This window comes from Yoonia sp. JB2-21 (genome assembly GCF_055693545.1).
Genome location: NZ_JBVFUC010000001.1, coordinates 2090121 through 2107879 on the forward strand (window position 1 = coordinate 2090121; position 17759 = coordinate 2107879).

Sequence of the window (17759 nt, forward strand, 5' to 3'; positions counted from 1 at the left end):
GGTGTCATGCCACCTAGTACAAAAACGACGCATGTGGTCGATGTGATTGGTAAATGTTTCGTTGCTTGGGTAAACCAACGGAACCGAAGACCCGTGACTGCTTTAATCGCTATGAAAAGAGCCATGTTGAGATGATCAAACGCCTAAGCGCAGCGCTATTGATGTGTGCCACGGGGGCGATTGCGCAGGACGTCATTCTGGTATCCCCGCAAGCGCGCACAGCCCTGAGCGAAGCGTCATTGTTGCGGTCGTTGGATGAAACGGCCGCGCCGCAGGACTATGTTGCCGCGGCCCGTGCCGATTACCGGCGCTTGCTGACGGCTCTTTATAGCGAAGGGTATTATGCGGGTGATATCTCGATCACGGTAAACGGGGTTGAGGCGTCGAATATCGCACCGCTTGCGGCACCAAGTGTCATTGAGGAAGTGCGGATTGTTGTGCGACCCGGCAGGCGGTTCACTTTTGGGCAGGTACAGGTTGCACCTTTGCCCCCACAGACAGCAATTCCAGAGGATTTAGGTCCGCGACGCACCGCGCGGTCAGCGCGTATCAGCTCCGCTGTTTCAACCAGTATCAGCAATTGGCGCGCGTTGGGTTATGCCAAGGCCCGTGTTGCAGGGCAGGCAGTTGTCGCCCGCCATCGTGATGCCAAGCTGGATGTTGATATCCGTATTGATACCGGTCCGCGTCTGACGTTTGGGATACTGAACGTATCAGGCAATCAGACCGTGAGCGATGACCGCATTCGCGAGATCGCTGGCCTGCCGACCGGCAAGGTTTATGCACCCGAAGATATCACAACAGCAGAGCGCCGCCTGCGCCGCACCGGAACATTCGAGAGTGTGGCCCTGACGGAAGCTGAAACCGTCGGTGCCGATGACACGCTCGCCATCAACGCGCAATTGTCAGAGGCCAAGCCGCGCCGCATCGGTTTTGGGATTGAGCTCTCGACGATTGAAGGGCTGACGCTGTCCAGCTTCTGGCTGCACCGCAACTTTCTGGGTGGCGCGGAACGGTTCCGCGCTGAGGCCGAGGTGTCGGGCATTTCGGGCGAAACCGGTGGTACTGACTATCGTCTTGGAGGGACATTTACCCGTCCCGCGACCTTTGGCCCGGATACGGAGTATTTTCTGAGCGGCGAGATTTCACGCGAAGATGAGCCGGAATTCCTGCTGGATAAGATCGGCTTTGAAACCGGATTTTCCCGCATCATTACCGATGATCTGACCGTGCGCGCCGGCGTCGGCGTCTTACGTGCCAGAGAAGAAACCGACATCGAGGTTCGCGAATATACGCTGTTTACGCTGCCTTTGGATGCGACGCTGGACCGGCGGGATCAGCCGTCTGATGCACGTGATGGGTATTATGCCGATCTTGATGCGACACCTTTCATCAGTACGGACGGCGAAATCAGCGGCGCGCAGCTATATGCGGATCTGCGGGCCTATCGGACTGCGTCCGAAGGGTCTGGTTTGACTTTTGCCGGACGTGCGCAGATCGGCAGTGTCGTGGGGGCCGGTTTGAACGAGGCACCCGCGGACTTTCTGTTTTACTCGGGCGGTGGTGGAACGGTGCGCGGGCAGCCGTATCAGTCGCTTGGTATTGATCGCGTCGAAGGCGAGGAAACCGTGACGACCGGCGGCGCCTCCTTTGTTGGTGCACAACTGGAAACACGTTTTGAAATCCGGGAGAATATTTCCTTGGTCGGTTTTTATGACTTTGGGCATGTTGGTGCCGGTGCCACGCCGGGCGAAGATGGTGATTGGCATGCCGGTGCGGGTCTTGGTCTGCGGTATAACACCGGGATCGGGCCGATCCGCCTTGATCTGGGCACACCCGCAAATGGCGATGATGCCGGCGGCTCCTTGCAAGTCTACATCGGGATCGGGCAGGCATTTTGAAGCGGTTCATTTGCATATGTGCGTTCATTGCCCTGCCTTTTGGGGCGGTTGGGCAGTCCCAGGAGGACGAAGACAAAGGGTATCTGACAGAGCTTATCGAAGAGAACCTTTCAGGTGTCAGCCGTCAGGTGAATGTGCAGGGTTTCCAAGGCGCGCTGAGTTCTGAGGCCACGATTGAGCAACTGACAATTGCTGATGAAGATGGCGTCTGGCTGACCCTCGAAGACATCGTGCTGAGTTGGAGCAGGACTGCTTTGCTGCGCGGCGCGATTGACGTGCAGGAACTCAGCGCTGGGCGCATTATCGTGGCCCGCCCCCCTATTTCCGAAGATACCGGGCCAACCCCGGAAGCGGCCCCTTTTGCATTGCCGGAGTTACCAGTCAGCGTCGCACTTGACCAACTGCGCATTGACCGTGTGGAACTGGGTAAGGCGTTCCTGGGTGAACCAATTGTTGTTTCGCTGAACGGGTCCGCGCAGTTGGCGGACGGGGAAGGCACCGCAAACCTCGTTGCAGAGCGGTTGGGTGACAAGACAGGCATTTTTGAGGTCAATGGCAGCTACGTGAACGCGACGCGGGTGCTGAATCTGCTGTTGAACGTTGAAGAAGGCCCCGACGGGATTGCGGCGCGTCTGCTTGAATTGCCGGGCCGTCCGTCGATCAAGCTTGGGGTCGCAGGCACTGGGCCGTTGGATGACTATGCCGCTGATATTACGATTGCCACGGACGGAGAGGACCGTTTATCCGGCAGCGTTGCCCTTACGAATACTGGTGGCGAGCAAGAAATTACCGTTGATCTGGGGGGTGATATCTCGCCGCTTTTTGCATCGGAGTATCAGGGCTTTTTCGGCAATGACGCGCGTCTGGCCGCGCAAGTGGTTCAGACGGTTGATGGTCGGATTGATATCCCGCAGGTCGCACTTGATGCCGGGCGTGTGTCGCTGGATGGTGCGATCAGGATTAGCCCGGAAGGTTGGCCAGACCTGATAGATCTGACGGGGGGCATCACGCCGCTTGGCAATGAGCCGGTGTTACTGCCTTTGTCTGGGCCGAAGACGTTTGTTGATGGCATGGACCTAGCTATCACCTATGACGCCACATTCTCTGAAGATTGGCGTGCTGATATCGCCATTGAAGGGTTCGACCGTCCGGGGCTTGGGATCGAAACGCTGCGTTTGCAAGGCGGTGGCGTCTTGCGCAGCGGTGACGGCGCGCAGCGTGGTCTTGTGACTGCCGACCTGTCTTACAATGCGGCCGGATTACAGTTGAGTACGGTTGGTGCGGCAGAGGCCTTTGGTGATGAAATCGGCGGTGTGCTTGTGGCGTCGCGGTCCGAGGACGATATCACCCGGATCACGCGTTTGACAATCAGAGGTGCGGGTCTGGACGCGCAGGCAGACGCGACTATTGCCGGTCCTGAGGCGGGTTTTGAGACCGCCGCAAACCTGAGCGCTGAAATCGCCGGAATTGAGCGGTTTGCGACCTTGATTGGTCAGGATATCGGCGGTGGTGCGTCTGTTGGTGTATTGGCATCAATCACCCCGCTTGAAGGCCTGTTTGACATTGTTCTGACGGGCGAAACAGATGATCTGTCTATCGGCATACCAGAGGCGGATCGCGTGCTGGCGGGCGTGGGGACAATTGCGGCGAAGGCGGTGCGGGACGCCGCCGGTACGCGGCTGGAGAACCTTGCTGTTCAAACGGACGCAGCCAGCATTCGCGCCACCGCCGATTTAACAAGCGAGGGTGCCGACGCGCGCATCAATGCAAGTCTGCGTGACGTACGTTTGGTTGTGCCAGAGCTTTCCGGACCAGTGGGGGTCATGGGTGATGTGACGCAAAGCAGCGATGGTATGATCGCGTTTTCGTTGAACGGCACCGGCCCGGCTGCAAACTTTGAGACAAGCGGGACGGTCAACCCCGCCGAGACCGGCCAAACCGTCAATGCGGCGTTGAGTGCGCAGGTGCGTGATTTGTCCCGCTATGCCGTCCTTGCCGGGCAGCCATTGTCGGGTGCCGTTGATCTGGATGTCAGTGGCGTGCTTCTTGGCGATGGCTTGCGCTTTGACGCGGATATCAGCGGTACGACGCGAAATCTGGTGACAGGCGTGGACCGGATTGATCCGCTGCTTGCAGGAGACGGCGGTTTCTCTGCGGCGATTGCGCGGCCTAATGCGCAAGGCTTTCGAGTTAGCGACCTTTCGGTTGCGACACCGCAAATGTCACTGCGCGGTGATGCCGATGTGTCTCTGAACGGGTCAAATACGGCTGACCTGCGGTTCCGTATCAATGATGCCGTACTTCTGGACCCAAGCCTGAGCGGTCCAATTACCTTGTCGCTGGATGCGGTGCCAGCGCCGGACGATGCCACTGAGGTCGCGCTTAACATTCTTGGTCCGGACACGGACCTGACTTTGGATGCTCTTGTCGCGTCCCCGGCAAATGACCGAGAAGTCACAGGCGAGCTTAAGGCGCAGGTTGGCAGCCTTGCCACATATGCCACGCTGATTGGGCAGCCAGTTGCAGGGAGCATTGATTTGACTGCGTCCGGTAGTGTGCTGCCAGATCTGACCCGCTTTGAAACGAGTGTGAACTTGCGCAGTGAAGACCTGCGCATTGGGAACCCAACGGTTGATCCGTTGTTGGCGGGAACAGGGCGGATCAACGCGACGATTGGCTTGGAGGACGAGGTGCTTGGCGTGCGCACGCTCGAAGTGTCGACCCGCGAAGTATCGATTGTAGGCGCGTTGAATGGTGCTGCTGGGCTTGGGCAGGGTCGCTTTAACGCCAGTTTGCGCAATGTTGGGGTGCTGACCGATCAGATCAGTGGACCCGTGCGCGCCCGTGGCAGCGCATCTTTGGATGAAGCAGGCAACTGGAGCGTTGATGCAACCGGGACCGGCCCCGGTGGTCTGGCTGCGCAGATCGTGGGTGAGATCAGCCAAAACGGGAACTTGGCGGTTAATGTGGACGGCAGCGCGCCGCTGGCCTTGGCAAATGCCGCACTTGATCCACGCCGTCTGAGCGGGCTTGCGAACTTTGATTTGAACGTGAATGGCCCGCCTGAGGTATCTTCGCTTAGCGGGCAGGTGACTTTCTCTGATGGGCGTCTGGCTGCGCCGACATTGGGCGAGGCTTTGACAGATATTGGTGGTGCGATCCGGCTGACCAATGGCAACGCGCAGATTGATCTGAACACGCGTGTCGAAAGCGGCGGCCGTGTGACGGTACGCGGACCGGTGGCTTTGACCGGAACAAATCAGGCTGACATCACGGTGGCGCTGGAGCGGGTCGTGCTGCAAGATCCTGAACTCTATTCGTCGGAAATATCGGGTGCCATCAATCTTGATGGACCGCTGCAGGGTGGTGCACGTATTTCGGGCCGCCTTGAGTTGGGCCAAACCGACGTACAGGTGCCATCCTCTTCGATCAGCAGTTTGGGTGAATTGCCAGAGGTGACCCATGTCGGAGAAAGTGCCGTAGTGCGCCGTACGTTGCGCCGTGCAGGACTATTAGAAGAAAGTGATCAGGACAATGGCGCGGGGAGCGGCCGCGCGTTCCCGTTGGATATCGTGATCAACGCACCCTCGCGTATCTTTATCCGTGGTCGTGGTCTTGATGCGGAACTGGGTGGTAGGCTGACGATTGGTGGCACATCGGCCAATGTTATCCCCGTTGGCCGGTTCGCCCTTGTGCGCGGCCGGATTGATATCCTGCAACAGCGGTTCGAGTTAACCGAAGGGGTGGCGTCGCTACAGGGTGATTTTGTGCCCTTCATTCGGTTGGTTGCCCGTACCGAAACCGACAATGGCACTGTGATCAGCATTATTGTTGAAGGACCCGCAGGCGAGCCGGAGGTGAGCTTTGTCTCGGTGCCAGAGTTGCCGCAGGATGAAGTCCTGTCGCAACTGATCTTTGGTCGTGACTTGGAAAGCATCAGCCCCTTGCAGGCTGTCCAACTGGCTTCGGCGATCAGTACGTTGGCGGGGCGGGGCGGTGGTACGCTGGATAATTTTCGCGAAAGCATCGGCTTGGATGATTTTGATGTCACCACAGATGATGAGGGCAACGCTGCCGTACGTGCGGGCGCCTATGTGTCAGAGAACGTCTATACTGATGTGACCGTGACAAGCGAAGGCAATACAGAGATTAACCTGAACCTTGACATCACCAATGAGATTACGGCCAAAGGCAGCGTTGATCAGGATGGTGAGACGAGCGTTGGTGTGTTCTTTGAGCGCGACTACTAGCGTGTCGGATCGGGCCATGATGGCGGCGCAAAACAACGCCGACTGGTATGCGATGATGTGGGATGCGCGCGGGCTGCAATATACACGAGATTGTCACGGTTTTCGCGCGATTGATCCGCCGCCGCCTTATCATGGATGGGCCACGGTCGTACCGGGTGCGCCGATCAAAGAGTTGATTGCGCCGTTGCTAGATAGGCCCGGGTTTGCCGTGAAGGATGGCAGCGGTCAGTACGATTTCACGGACGTGGGCTTGGACAAGATGTTTGATGCGCAGTGGCTTTGGCATCGGGGTGCAACCAATACGCTGGCCGATGATTGGGAGCGGATTACCGAACCGGCTGCGCTGTCGCAGTGGGAAGATGTTTGGGGAGAGAGCTCCCCGTCAGATCAGCGACAGTTTCCTGATGCGATCCTTGGGCGTCGTGATGTTGCTTTTTGGGGGCGGCGCAGTGCGGGTGGCTATGACGCAGGTGCGATTGCTAACCTTTCCGACAACTGTGTTGGTCTGTCCAATGTATTTGGTGCAGATGCACGTCTGGCTGCAACGGCACTTTGTACGCACTTTGGCAATGGCCTGCCTGTTGTGGGGTATGAGCGCGGCGAAGACCGAGTGCAGGCATTAGCCTCGGGGTGGGAGGCGACCGGCGACCTCGCGGTTTGGGTGAGGTCACGGTAGCGAACAATTTTCACGAAAATTGTTCTGCGCAAAAGATTTTTAGTCAAAAATCTTTGCTACTGTCCAACAGCCAACACATGCTCTGCCTCGTGGAAGGGGCAAGCGACGAGGTGGTTGCCGCCGATGTCTTCCAGCATGGGTCGGGCGTCGGCACAGAACGCTTGCGCTTTGGGGCAGCGCGTGCGGAACACGCAGCCTGAGGGTGGTGACAGCGGCGAGGGCAGCTCCCCTTCGAGGATGGGCCGGGCGCGCGCCCGTTCCAGCACCGGATCAGGGATTGGCACCGATGCGATCAGTGCTTGGCTGTAGGGGTGTTCAGGTCGCGTTGTCAGTTTGTGGCTTTCGGCCGTTTCCATAACCCGGCCCAGATACAGCACCAGCGTGCGGTGGCTGATGTGTTTCACGACGCTGAGATCATGCGCGATAAAGATCATCGACAGCCCCATGTCGCGTTGCAGCTCCATCAACAGGTTGATGACCTGCGCCTGCACCGACACATCAAGTGCCGAGACGGGCTCGTCGCAGATCAATAGCTTTGGCTTGAGGATCAGCGCCCGCGCGATTCCGATGCGTTGGCATTGCCCGCCGGAAAATTCGTGCGGGTAGCGGTTGATTAGGTTGGGCAGAAGCCCCACCCGTTCCATCAACTCGCCCACCCGTTTTTTGACGTCGGCGCGGGACGTGCCCGGTTCATGCGTGATCAACGGTTCGGCGATAATCTCGCCCACCGTCATGCGTGGGTTGAGGGCTGCCAGCGGATCTTGAAAGATCATCTGCACATCGCGCCGGTGCACCCGCCGTTCGCGTGTGTCCATGTTGGCCAGATCATGCCCTTCGAACATGATGTTGCCCCCCGATGACGGGATCGTGCCAACGATGGCGCGGGCGATGGTCGATTTGCCTGACCCGCTCTCGCCTACGATCCCAAGGCATTCGCCGGGCTGGATGCTGAAAGATACCTCTGACACCGCATGCAGTTTGCGCGGCGGTGTCCACGGCCAAGAGCCGGGTTTGCGGACATCGAATGTGACGGACAGATTGCGGACAGACAAAAGCGGTTCCATTACGCGACCTCCTCCACTGGCAGGTGGCATGACCGACGCCGTTCGCTCGTTGTTTCAAGGGCGGGGCGCTGGGTGCTGCAATGATCAAGCTGCACGGCACAACGGGGTGAGAAGGGGCATCCTGCGGGCAGGTTGGACATATCGGGGGGCTCGCCCGCGATGGTGATCAACGCGCCCTCGTCTTTGTCCAGACGTGGCACCGCTTTCAGCAAGCCACTGGTGTAGGGGTGCGATGGTTTGGCGAAAATGTCGTCGGTTGTGCCTTCTTCCATCACCTGTCCGCCGTACATGACCAGCGTGCGGTCGCAGAACCCTGCCACAACGCCAAGGTCATGGGTGATCAGGATGACGGCGGTGCCAAAGTCTTGGCGGATATCGCCGAGCAGTTGCATGATTTGCGCTTGGACTGTCACATCGAGCGCTGTTGTGGGTTCATCCGCGATCAACAGGCGCGGTTGGCAGAGCAGCGACATCGCGATCATGATCCGTTGGCGCATGCCGCCGGAAAACTCATGCGGGTACATCGTGACCCGCGCGCGGGCGTCAGGGATGCGTACGGCGTCCAGCATGCGTACGGCTTCGGTCACCGCTTGGCTTTTGCTGATCCCGTTGTGCAGCATCAACACCTCGGCCATCTGGTCACTGACCCGCAGGTAGGGGTTCAGCGACGTCATCGGGTCTTGAAAGATCATTGCCATGTCTTTGCTGCGGATCTTGTTGAACTCGCGCTGTGACATCGACAACAGGTCCTTGCCGTCAAACCGCGCCACGCCAGAGGCGCGCCCGTTCTTGGCCAGCAATCCCATCGCCGCAAAGGCGGTCTGGCTTTTGCCTGACCCGCTCTCACCGACGATGGCCAGCGTTTCACCTTTGTCGATGTTGAGTGACAACCCGTTAACCGCGTGCACATCGCCGTCCGCAGTCGTGAAGGTGACCATGAGATCTTCGATTTCCAGAAGGCTCATATCAACGGTCCTTGGGGTCAAGCGCGTCGCGCAGACCGTCGCCAACAAAGAAGAAGGCGAAGATCGTGACGACGAAGAAGAAGAGGGGGTAGCTGATCTGCCACATATAGCCGAACTGCATGGTGCGTGACCCTTCGTTGATCAGCGCACCCAGCGATGTGGCCGGTTCCTGTACGCCAAGGCCAAGGAAGCTGATGAAGCTTTCAAAGATGATCATATTGGGCACCAGCAGTGTTGCGTAGACGATCACGATCCCCAGCAGGTTGGGCACGATATGACGCAGGATGATCTTGCTGGGGCGCACGCCGGTGGCGACGGCGACCTCGACAAATTCCTTGTTCTTGATCGTCAGCGTCTGTCCGCGCGCGATCCTTGCCATGTCGAGCCATGAGATCAGACCGATCCCAAGGAACAGCATGAAGATCGACCGCCCGAAAATCACCAGCATCAGGATCAGCACGAACATGAACGGGATCGACATCAGCACATCCACGATCCGCATCATGATCCCGTCAACGCGACCGCCGTAGTAGCCTGCCGTCGCCCCATAAAGTGTGCCGACGATCACCGCGACCAATGCGCCGACAATGCCGACCATCAGCGAGATACGCGTGCCCTGCACCGTGCGCGCATAGAGGTCACGCCCGTTGCTGTCGGTTCCGAAATAGTGGCCGGTTTCGATGGAGGGCACGCCAAGGTAGGCGTTAGAGCCGATCAGGCTGAAGTCAACGAAATCGGTTTCATATTGGGCGAAGATGCCGCCAAAAAGGGCGAAAGCCGCGACTGCCGCCAGCATGACCAATGAGATTACCGCGGCGCGGTTGCGAAAAACCGTGTGCGGGCGTCGGCCCAAAGGGACCGGCCTTTGACCTCGGCCAGTTGTATGGAATCTGCGACACCTTCGACGGCTGCTCTGTTCGGTAACATCGCGTGCGCCCCCTTAATAGCGGATCTTGGGGTCGATCCACGCGTACAAGATATCGACCGCAAGGTTAAACAGGATTGTCAGGGTGCCCACCAGAATGGTGATCCCCATGATAACGGAATAATCGCGGTTAAAGGCAGAGTTCACAAAGAACTGTCCGATGCCGCCCGTGGAAAAGAACACGTCAATGATGACTGATCCGGTGATCATGCCCACGAAGGCGGGTCCAAGATAGGACAGAACCGGCAGAATAGTCGGCTTCATTGCGTGTTTCCAGATCACCTGGCGCATCGGCAGACCTTTGGCTTGCGCCGTGCGGATGAAATTGGTGTTCAGAACCTCCAGCATCGAAGACCGCGTGATCCTTGCGATGGAGGCCATGTAAGATGTGGAGAGCGCGATCACGGGCATGATCAGGAACTGCCATTGGCCACCGTTCCAGCCGCCGCCCGGCAGCCAGCCGAGCCAGAGGGTGAAAACGAGAAGCAAGATTGGTGCCATAACAAAGTTGGGCAGGACTTGTGCGCCGATGGATACGCCAACAGCGAAATAGTCGATCCATGTGTTTTGCTTGATCGCCGCTGCAACACCAAGGGACACACCGATAGTGACCGCCACAACAAAGGACCAGAACCCGTAGGTCAGCGTGACTGGAAAACCTTGTGCGATGACGTCATTAACCGAACGGTCTTTGTATTGGAACGAGGGGCCAAAGTCGAAAGACGTCACAACGCCGGATACGTAGTTAACGATCTGCTTCCAAAACGGTTGATCCAGCCCATATTTGGCCTCGATATTCGCGAGCACTTCGGGCGGCAAAGGGCGTTCTGAATTGAACGGGCCGCCGGGAGCCGAATACATCAGGATGAACGACAGGATGACCAATATCAAAAGGGTCGGGATGGCCACAGCGAGGCGGCGAACAACAAAGCTCAGCATGTGTCAGGTGTCCTCACAGAATGGGAGAGCCGCGCCCCCTTGGACAAGGGAGCGCGGCTTATCACGTGATGTGATTACTCAGCGATCTTGTAGAGATCTTTGGAGTACCATTGCTGTTGGAAGTTCTCGAAAGGCCAGCCTTCGAGGTTTTCGTCATACATATACACGGATGCATAGTGGTAGATCGGGATGATCGGTGCTTCTTGGGCGATGATTTCTTCGACCCGGTCATAGTTGGCTTGTGCGTTGTCAGAGGTTTTTGCCTCTTCCATCAGCGTATCCACTTCGGCGCTGACGAATTTGCTGTCGTTGTAGCCGGACTCGGATTGCATAAGGTCAAGGAAGGTAGACGCCTCGTTGTAGTCGGCGCACCAGCCGCCACGGGCCACTTCGAAGTCGCCATTGCTGCGAGCCTCAAGGAATGTCTGCCATTCCTGATTGGCCAGCACGGTTTCAACACCCAGCGTTTGCTTCCACATCTGGCTGATGGCCACGGCGACAGATTTGTGGCTGTCGGATGTGTTGTAGACGAGATCAATCTCAAGCGGATTGTCCGGGCCGTAACCCGCCTCTGCCATCAATTCCTGCGCCATTGCGTTGCGCTCGGCTTGGGTCATGGATGCCTTGGGAATGTCGGGTGTTTCAAACCCGGCTGTGGCCCAGTGCGTGAATGTGTAGGCTGGTTTCTGACCACCGGCGAGAACGTTTTCGACGATGATATCACGGTCGATTGCAAGGCTGAGCGCACGGCGGACGTTCACGTCTTGCACGTCTTCAGATGCACCGTCACGCAGGTTGAACATGTAGTAGTAAGAACAGGCCTCTGGGACTGAAACAGCTTGATCAGGGAATTCTGCCGACAGACGCGGGAATTGGCCTGCGGGCACATGCGTGCGATCAAGCTCGCCTGCCAGATAGCGGGTCAGTGCGACGTTTTCATCATTGATCACCAGCGATGTGACCTTTTCGATGATCGTGTTGTCATTGTCCCAGTAGTTCTCGTTCCGCTCACGAACCAGACGTTCTTGCGGGACATGTTCGGTCAGGACGTAGGCGCCGTTGGACACCATGTTGCCGGGCTTGGTCCAGTCAGAGCCGAACTCTTCGACCGTCGCCTGATGCACAGGGAACGTCGTGAAGTGTGTCAGCATCAGCGGGAAATATGGCAGTGGCTGGGTCAGACGAACCTCAAGCGTGGTGTCGTCGATTGCAGTCACGCCCAGCTCGGATGGATCAACTTCGCCCGCGATGACTTCGGATGCGTTTTCAAGCGCCATGATTTCGATGAACCATGAATAGGGGGATGCCAGTTCTGGAGAAGCCGCACGTTTCCAGGCGTATTCAAAGTCGCCTGCGGTCACTGGGTCACCGTTGGACCACGTCGCATCATCGCGCAGTGTGAACGTATAGGTCAGGTTATCATCGCTGACCGTATGGCTCAGGGCGACGCCGGGGGCCAGATTGCCTGCCGCATCCTGATTATAAAGTCCTTCGAACAGATCGCGCAGGATGTCCCCACCTGCACTGTCTTCGGCTAGACCCGGATCAATCGACGGGCTTTCATCGAGATCGCGGTAGGTGAATGATTGATCAGAGGCTAGCGTCTCGCCAGTTTCTGGGTGTGTGGCGTGACCGTCAGCATAAAGCGCACCGGTCGTTGCGATCAGGACTGCAGAGGTTGTCGCCAGAAGTTTTGTTCTGAGTGTCATTAGATATCTCCCTGTTGTTGTATCTATTGGCGATACAATCATTGGCTTTGGGCGCATGTGCTGCGCTGGTAGTACTATCTTTTGACGCGAATTTCGAAATGGCAAGGCTAATCCGACTTGACCTTGCGACAGTTCCTTACGTTTGCGTAAACTTAGCTAAATGCACAATATATAGTTTGTTTATCGGATCGAGGAGTAACTTTGAAATGCGGCCGACAGTGTTTGACACTTTCGATTCGCGAGTTGCGCCGTCTCAAACAACGGGTAGAGGTGCCGGACTAAACATCCGGCACTTATGTTGTTTTCGTGAACAATCTTGTTGCGTGGGTGCCGGCTATTGCAGCCGGAAAGACGCGGAATCCCCTGCCCCCTGATCGACCGTAAAGCGCAAGCGATCATCGCCGCGCGCTTCGACCAATTGGCAGTTATAAGGGATTGGATCGCCGCCCCAGCTCATTTCACGACAGAAAAACCCGTCCTGCCATGACCATGTTCCTTGGATTTCCCAGCCCACAGCGGATCCGGCGATCTGGCCGTTTTCCAGCACATTGAGCCGCACACCATAAAGAAGGTTGCGCAGTTCCTTGCCTTCAATGAGCGACAGGAATGTTGCTTGGTCTTTGACCGGGACGTAACTGTCGGCAAGCGCGGGTGCCGCACTTGTCGCTAAGATCAATGACAGAATCGCGTGTTTCATAAGGTCCTCCGTTTTGGACAACGTACCCTTGATACGCGATGATCCCGCGATTGGTTCACTTGATGGAATTTGCGGATGATCTGATCGGTCAGTTTCCGCCGACTGCTTGCTGTCTGCCCTTAAATCTCTTTGTTTGTGTAGGGCAAGTCGCCCAGTGATACATTGATATGATCAGGTTTTGGTGTGACGGGCAGACGGATGGCCTGAATGTGGGTGCGGCCTTCGACCAGTGCTTTGACGACACGGTGCATGCCGTCCATCAACCGCCCATCGGCACAAAGCAGGATCGGGTGTTTCAGGTCTGTCTTTTGCACCAGCATCAGGTGTTCGGCAAAAGACCGGGGTGTCGGACTGATATGCTCTTCCTGATACCACCAGTTTTCATCCAGTTCTGCGATGTCGCTGAGCGGAACCGAGATAGGCGCAATATCCTTGGACAGTCTGATCAGCCGGTGCACATCCCAGATGTGACGGTCGGTGCCGACGAGGCGGTTGTGATATTGCGTTCGCATCTCAGATACCCAAAACGTCCATCATATCGTATTCGCCGGGGTCCTTGTCTTGCCCCCAAAGTGCCGCTTTCAATGCGCCGCGGGCAAAGATCGCGCGATCGGTCGCGATGTGCCGCAGCACGATCCGCTCTCCTGCAGCGGCAAACAGCACGTCATGTTCGCCGACGATATCGCCACCGCGAACGGCACTGAACCCGATGTCGCCTTTCTTGCGCGCACCGGTGATCCCGTCGCGTCCGCTGTCGCTGACGTCTTTCAGCGACACGCCACGCCCTTCAGCGGCGGCCTCACCCAACATCAGAGCAGTCCCGGAGGGCGCATCGACTTTCTGGTTGTGATGCGCCTCGATCACTTCGATGTCGAAATCTTCATCAAGGGCGGCTGCGACCTTTTTGGTCAGTTGCACCAGCAGGTTCACACCCAAAGACATATTGCCCGCCCGCATGATCACCGCATGGCGGGATGCGGCGTTGATGGCTTTGAGGTCGTCATCCGACAGGCCGGTTGTCCCGATTACATGCACCGCACGCGCTTGGGCGGCGAGCCCGGCAAAACCGACCGTGGCAGCAGGTGCGGTAAAATCAATGATCGCCTGTGCCTTGGCAAAGACCTCAACCGCGTCATCGGTGACGTTCAGACCGACGGGTTGTCCGCCCATCATGACGCCGACATCCTGCCCGACCCAGTCATGTCCCAACCGTTCCAGCACACCGACCAGACGGCACTTATCAGATGCAAGCACTGTCTGGATCAACATCTGCCCCATCCGCCCCGATCCGCCGGTGATCACGATGCCTGGTGTGTCTGTCATGTCGTTTTTCCTTCTCTTCGCCTCTCGTTTAGCGCCGCTTTGCCGCTGACGCAAAGCCTTGCTTGGCAATGGCTTCGGCAATGACTAAATGAACGGTATGGCAAAGCAATCAAACCGAGACGGCAAGGCCCCCACCCAGCGCATGTTGCGTGTGGGCGAGGTGATCCGCCGCACCCTGTCCGAAGTCCTGCAACGCGGCGACGTGCATGACGATGAATTGGCGCGCATGTCCATCACCGTGGGCGAGGTACGGATGACGTCCGACTTGCGCATTGCGACCGCTTTTGTGCTGCCCCTTGGTGGGCAGGGCAAGGAAGAGGCATTGGAAGCGTTGCGCCGCAACCGCCATGAAATCCGGCATCTGGTTGTGAAAGGCGGGACGATGAAATTCGCCCCGGAATTGCGGTTTGAGATTGACGGCACCTTTGATCAGATCGACGCCACGCGCGCCTTGCTTGCCGAAGATCATGTGCGTCAGGATTTGGACGACTAATGCGTTGGCTGGCAGCAGTATTGCTGTTCTGGGCCGGGCCTGTGGCGGCAGTGACTTGCGAAGACGTTGATTATGAGGGACGCAGCTATACCGCCTGCATCGTTGATGCGACGTCCGAAAATCTACGTCTGTTTCACCACGATACAGACGGTACGGTGCTTGGCCACTTCAGCGCGGTCAAAGCTTTGCCGGATGTAGCGAACCTGCCTTTTGCGATGAATGCCGGGATGTATCATGATGACCGGTCTCCTGTGGGCCATTATGTGGAAAATGGTGTGCAAGCGATGCGCGTGGTCACCAATGCCGGGCCGGGCAATTTTGGTCTGCTGCCCAATGGTGTGTTTTGCATCAATGACACCAGCGCGCAGGTTTATGAGACGCTTGATTATGTCGCGACCGAACCCGTTTGCCGCGATGCCACGCAGTCAGGTCCGATGCTTGTCATTGATGGGGCGCTGCACCCGCGATTTTTGCCGCACAGTACGTCGCGCTTTATCCGTAACGGGGTCGGTACAAGTGCGGACGGTACCGAAGTTATCTTTGTGATTTCCAATGACAGCGTCACGTTTCATGAATTTGGCAGTTTCTTTCGGGACTATCTGGCGCTGCCCAACGCGCTCTATTTTGATGGCAAGATATCGCGACTACATGCCCAGGCCCTGGGTCGTAGCGACTTTGGTTTTCAGTCATTGGGTCCGATGGTCGCAGTGATCGAGTAGAGACCTTTGCGCAGCACCCTAGGCCATCCGATTGATGATCTGTTGCAAGTTCGGGCTTTGATCCAGTTCGGATGCTTGTGCCGGTGTGAACCAACCCGCATCGCTGACATCATCTGCGGCCAGTGGTGAACCGCTTTGGTAGGTGCAGACAACAACCGCCAACAGATAGTGGAATAAAACGGCCCCGTGCGCATCGCGCGTGATGGCATCAACATTTGTCAGATAATATTCCGCAGTCCCGATCACGCCCGTTTCTTCGGCAAGTTCGCGCACCGCGGCCTCCAACGCCGTTTCACCCAGTTCGACATGCCCGCCGGGAAACCCCCAGGTGTTGGCGTTGGGCTCCTTTTTCCGTTTCACCAGCAAGAACTGTCCCTGATGCTGAACCACCGCAATCGCGCCAAGCTTGGGATGCATCACATCGCCTCGATCTTGGCCGCGACGGCTTGGGCAAGGGCGATGTGATCTTCTGCTGCGAAATGCAGCCCATCAATGGGGCTGGATTTGATATGCGCCCCCGCATCAAGAAAGCTGATCCCCCAATGGTCGGCCAACTGTGCAATCGCAAAGCCCAGATCGCGCGACTTTTGGTGTGCGCCAAGCAGCGTGTCACGAAAGGTCCCTTGCTCAAGTATGACGGGTGGCGCAATCAAAAGGATGTCAAATCCACCGTGGCGCAGTTGATAGGGTTCTGTGCGGGCAATCGCCAAAAGCCCGGCCAACCCGCCAACAACCTGATCAACCGTCCGCGCTTGATGGGTCTGAAGGTCGTTGGTGCCAAGCATGAGAACAAGTAAATCAATCGGACCGTTGCTTTCAAGCGCGATGCGCAGCCCCAGTTGGCCATCCATATGCGCGCCCATCACCGGGTCAGCGCAATTGGTCGTGCGCCCCGGCAACCCATCTTCGACCACGCACCATGCAGGGCCCAATATGGACTGCATGACCGTCGGCCATCTGGTGTCAGACGCAAACCGGCGAAACTCTCCTCTCGCGTGGGCGGGCGGGGTGCCGTAGGTATTGCTGTCACCAAAAGTCAGGATCGTTTTTGTCATGCGGTCAAGCTAGGTGCGGCTTGCAGAATGGTAAAGCCTGTTTGCCCCTTGGCCTTGCGCCCCATTGCGCACATATAGGGGGCAACTGATAGTTGAAGGAGACAGGCCATGCTTGAATTGGATGGAGGCGCTGAAGCCCCTGCAGATCTGATCAAAGACGGCACAGACGCCAGCTTTGCGGCAGATGTGATCGAAGCATCACAAACCGTGCCCGTTATTGTGGATTTCTGGGCGCCCTGGTGTGGCCCATGCAAAACACTGGGCCCTGCGATCGAGGCGGCTGTGACCAAGGCCAAGGGTCGGGTCAAGTTGGTCAAGGTCGATGTGGATGCAAACCAAGCCTATGCAGGTCAATTACAGGTGCAATCAATCCCAACCGTCTATGCGTTCTTTCAGGGGCGGCCGGTGGATGGTTTCCAGGGGGCAATACCCCCGTCCGAGATTGATGCCTTTGTTGAAAAGGTTGCCGCAATGGGTGGTGAACCCGAGGATGAAGGTCTTGGGGCCGCGTTGGAAGCAGCAGAGCAAATGCTGCAAGAGGGTGCGGCAACTGATGCCGCGGAAACCTTTGGCGCGATCTTGCAGGAAGAGCCAAACAATGCAGCGGCCTATGCCGGGTTGGTGCGGTCATATCTGGCGCTGGACGATGTTGATCAGGCCGAAGCTGTTCTGAATGGTGCACCGGCAGAGATTTCCAATGATCCTTTGCTTGAGGCCGTGCATGCTCAGATCTCTCTGGCCCGTGAGGCCGCCAATGCGGGGCCGGTGGGTGAATTGCAGGCAACAGTTGATGCAGAACCCGACAACCATCAGGCCCGGTTTGATCTGGCGATTGCATTGCATGCAAATGGTCAGGCTGAAGAAGCAGTGGCGGAGCTGCTCGAGCTCTTCCGCCGTGACCGGGAGTGGAATGATGGTGCCGCAAAAGCGCAGCTTTTCACTATTTTCGACGCGCATGACGCCAAGGATCCGATTGTTCTGAACGGACGCCGCAGGCTTTCGTCGATGATATTTGCCTGATCACATGTTCGGCCTACCATTGT

General features: G+C 57.4%; 15 protein-coding genes and 1 pseudogene. 6 read left to right on the forward strand and 10 right to left on the reverse strand.

What is annotated here, in order from left to right; genetic code table 11:
* Positions 1-65 precede the first annotated feature (65 nt).
* From ACZ1G5_RS10400 to ACZ1G5_RS10410, 3 genes are read left to right on the forward strand one after another with little or no spacing between them, the layout of a single operon-like run.
* A complete protein-coding gene (locus ACZ1G5_RS10400; RefSeq protein ID WP_472732769.1) occupies positions 66-1901 on the forward strand; it encodes an autotransporter assembly complex protein TamA in 1836 nt (611 codons plus the stop codon).
* Positions 1898-6151: a translocation/assembly module TamB domain-containing protein gene (locus ACZ1G5_RS10405; protein ID WP_472732770.1), complete on the forward strand. Its 4254-nt coding sequence runs from the start codon at positions 1898-1900 to the stop codon at positions 6149-6151. Before ACZ1G5_RS10400 ends, ACZ1G5_RS10405 begins: the two co-directional genes overlap by 4 nt.
* The gene (locus tag ACZ1G5_RS10410) at positions 6135-6827 is read left to right on the forward strand and encodes a hypothetical protein (protein ID WP_472732771.1); all 693 of its coding nucleotides are present in this window, start codon (positions 6135-6137) and stop codon (positions 6825-6827) included. The genes ACZ1G5_RS10405 and ACZ1G5_RS10410 overlap by 17 nt, the downstream gene beginning before the upstream one ends.
* A 56-nt stretch (positions 6828-6883) precedes the next feature.
* Here the strand turns inward: ACZ1G5_RS10410 and ACZ1G5_RS10415 are convergent, their stop codons facing one another.
* The 8 genes and pseudogenes from ACZ1G5_RS10415 to dapB form a co-directional block, all read right to left on the reverse strand.
* Positions 6884-7891, reverse strand: a complete 1008-nt coding sequence (locus tag ACZ1G5_RS10415) for an oligopeptide/dipeptide ABC transporter ATP-binding protein (protein ID WP_472732772.1) — start codon at positions 7889-7891, stop codon at positions 6884-6886.
* Positions 7891-8856, reverse strand: a complete 966-nt coding sequence (locus ACZ1G5_RS10420) for an oligopeptide/dipeptide ABC transporter ATP-binding protein (protein ID WP_472732773.1) — start codon at positions 8854-8856, stop codon at positions 7891-7893. The genes ACZ1G5_RS10415 and ACZ1G5_RS10420 overlap by 1 nt, the downstream gene beginning before the upstream one ends.
* Before the next feature lies 1 nt (position 8857).
* Positions 8858-9783: pseudogene (locus ACZ1G5_RS10425) on the reverse strand (ABC transporter permease subunit).
* 13 nt (positions 9784-9796) lie between these two features.
* Positions 9797-10720 carry an oligopeptide ABC transporter permease OppB gene (oppB, locus tag ACZ1G5_RS10430; RefSeq protein ID WP_472732774.1) on the reverse strand — a complete coding sequence of 308 codons (924 nt, stop codon included), beginning with the start codon at positions 10718-10720 and terminating at the stop codon, positions 9797-9799.
* Between the two features lie 74 nt (positions 10721-10794).
* Positions 10795-12429 (reverse strand): peptide ABC transporter substrate-binding protein, encoded by a 1635-nt coding sequence (locus ACZ1G5_RS10435; RefSeq protein ID WP_472732775.1) that lies wholly within the window; start codon positions 12427-12429, stop codon positions 10795-10797.
* Positions 12430-12763: 334 nt separating this feature from the next.
* Positions 12764-13126, reverse strand: a complete 363-nt coding sequence (locus ACZ1G5_RS10440; protein WP_472732776.1) for a dihydrodipicolinate reductase — start codon at positions 13124-13126, stop codon at positions 12764-12766.
* A 119-nt stretch (positions 13127-13245) separates the two neighbouring features.
* Entirely contained in the window at positions 13246-13638 is a 393-nt protein-coding gene (locus tag ACZ1G5_RS10445) for a hypothetical protein (protein WP_472732777.1), read from the reverse strand.
* 1 nt (position 13639) lies between these two features.
* Positions 13640-14449, reverse strand: a complete 810-nt coding sequence (gene dapB, locus ACZ1G5_RS10450; protein ID WP_472732778.1) for a 4-hydroxy-tetrahydrodipicolinate reductase — start codon at positions 14447-14449, stop codon at positions 13640-13642.
* A gap of 97 nt (positions 14450-14546) precedes the next feature.
* On the opposite strand from dapB, the gene rbfA reads away from it, so the two are divergent.
* Positions 14547-14942, forward strand: coding sequence for a 30S ribosome-binding factor RbfA (gene rbfA, locus ACZ1G5_RS10455; protein WP_472732779.1), 396 nt, complete (start codon positions 14547-14549; stop codon positions 14940-14942).
* The gene (locus ACZ1G5_RS10460) at positions 14942-15661 is read left to right on the forward strand and encodes a phosphodiester glycosidase family protein (protein ID WP_472732780.1); all 720 of its coding nucleotides are present in this window, start codon (positions 14942-14944) and stop codon (positions 15659-15661) included. Before rbfA ends, ACZ1G5_RS10460 begins: the two co-directional genes overlap by 1 nt.
* Positions 15662-15679: 18 nt before the next feature.
* On the opposite strand, the gene ACZ1G5_RS10465 is transcribed toward ACZ1G5_RS10460, so the two are convergent.
* Positions 15680-16078 (reverse strand): NUDIX hydrolase, encoded by a 399-nt coding sequence (locus ACZ1G5_RS10465; protein WP_472732781.1) that lies wholly within the window; start codon positions 16076-16078, stop codon positions 15680-15682.
* On the reverse strand, positions 16078-16716 hold the full coding sequence (locus tag ACZ1G5_RS10470; protein ID WP_472732782.1) for a GDSL-type esterase/lipase family protein: 639 nt from the start codon (positions 16714-16716) through the stop codon (positions 16078-16080). The genes ACZ1G5_RS10465 and ACZ1G5_RS10470 overlap by 1 nt, the downstream gene beginning before the upstream one ends.
* Before the next feature lie 108 nt (positions 16717-16824).
* Here ACZ1G5_RS10470 and ACZ1G5_RS10475 point away from each other — a divergent pair, with 108 nt between their 5' ends.
* Positions 16825-17736, forward strand: a complete 912-nt coding sequence (locus tag ACZ1G5_RS10475; protein WP_472732783.1) for a tetratricopeptide repeat protein — start codon at positions 16825-16827, stop codon at positions 17734-17736.
* Positions 17737-17759 lie beyond the last annotated feature (23 nt).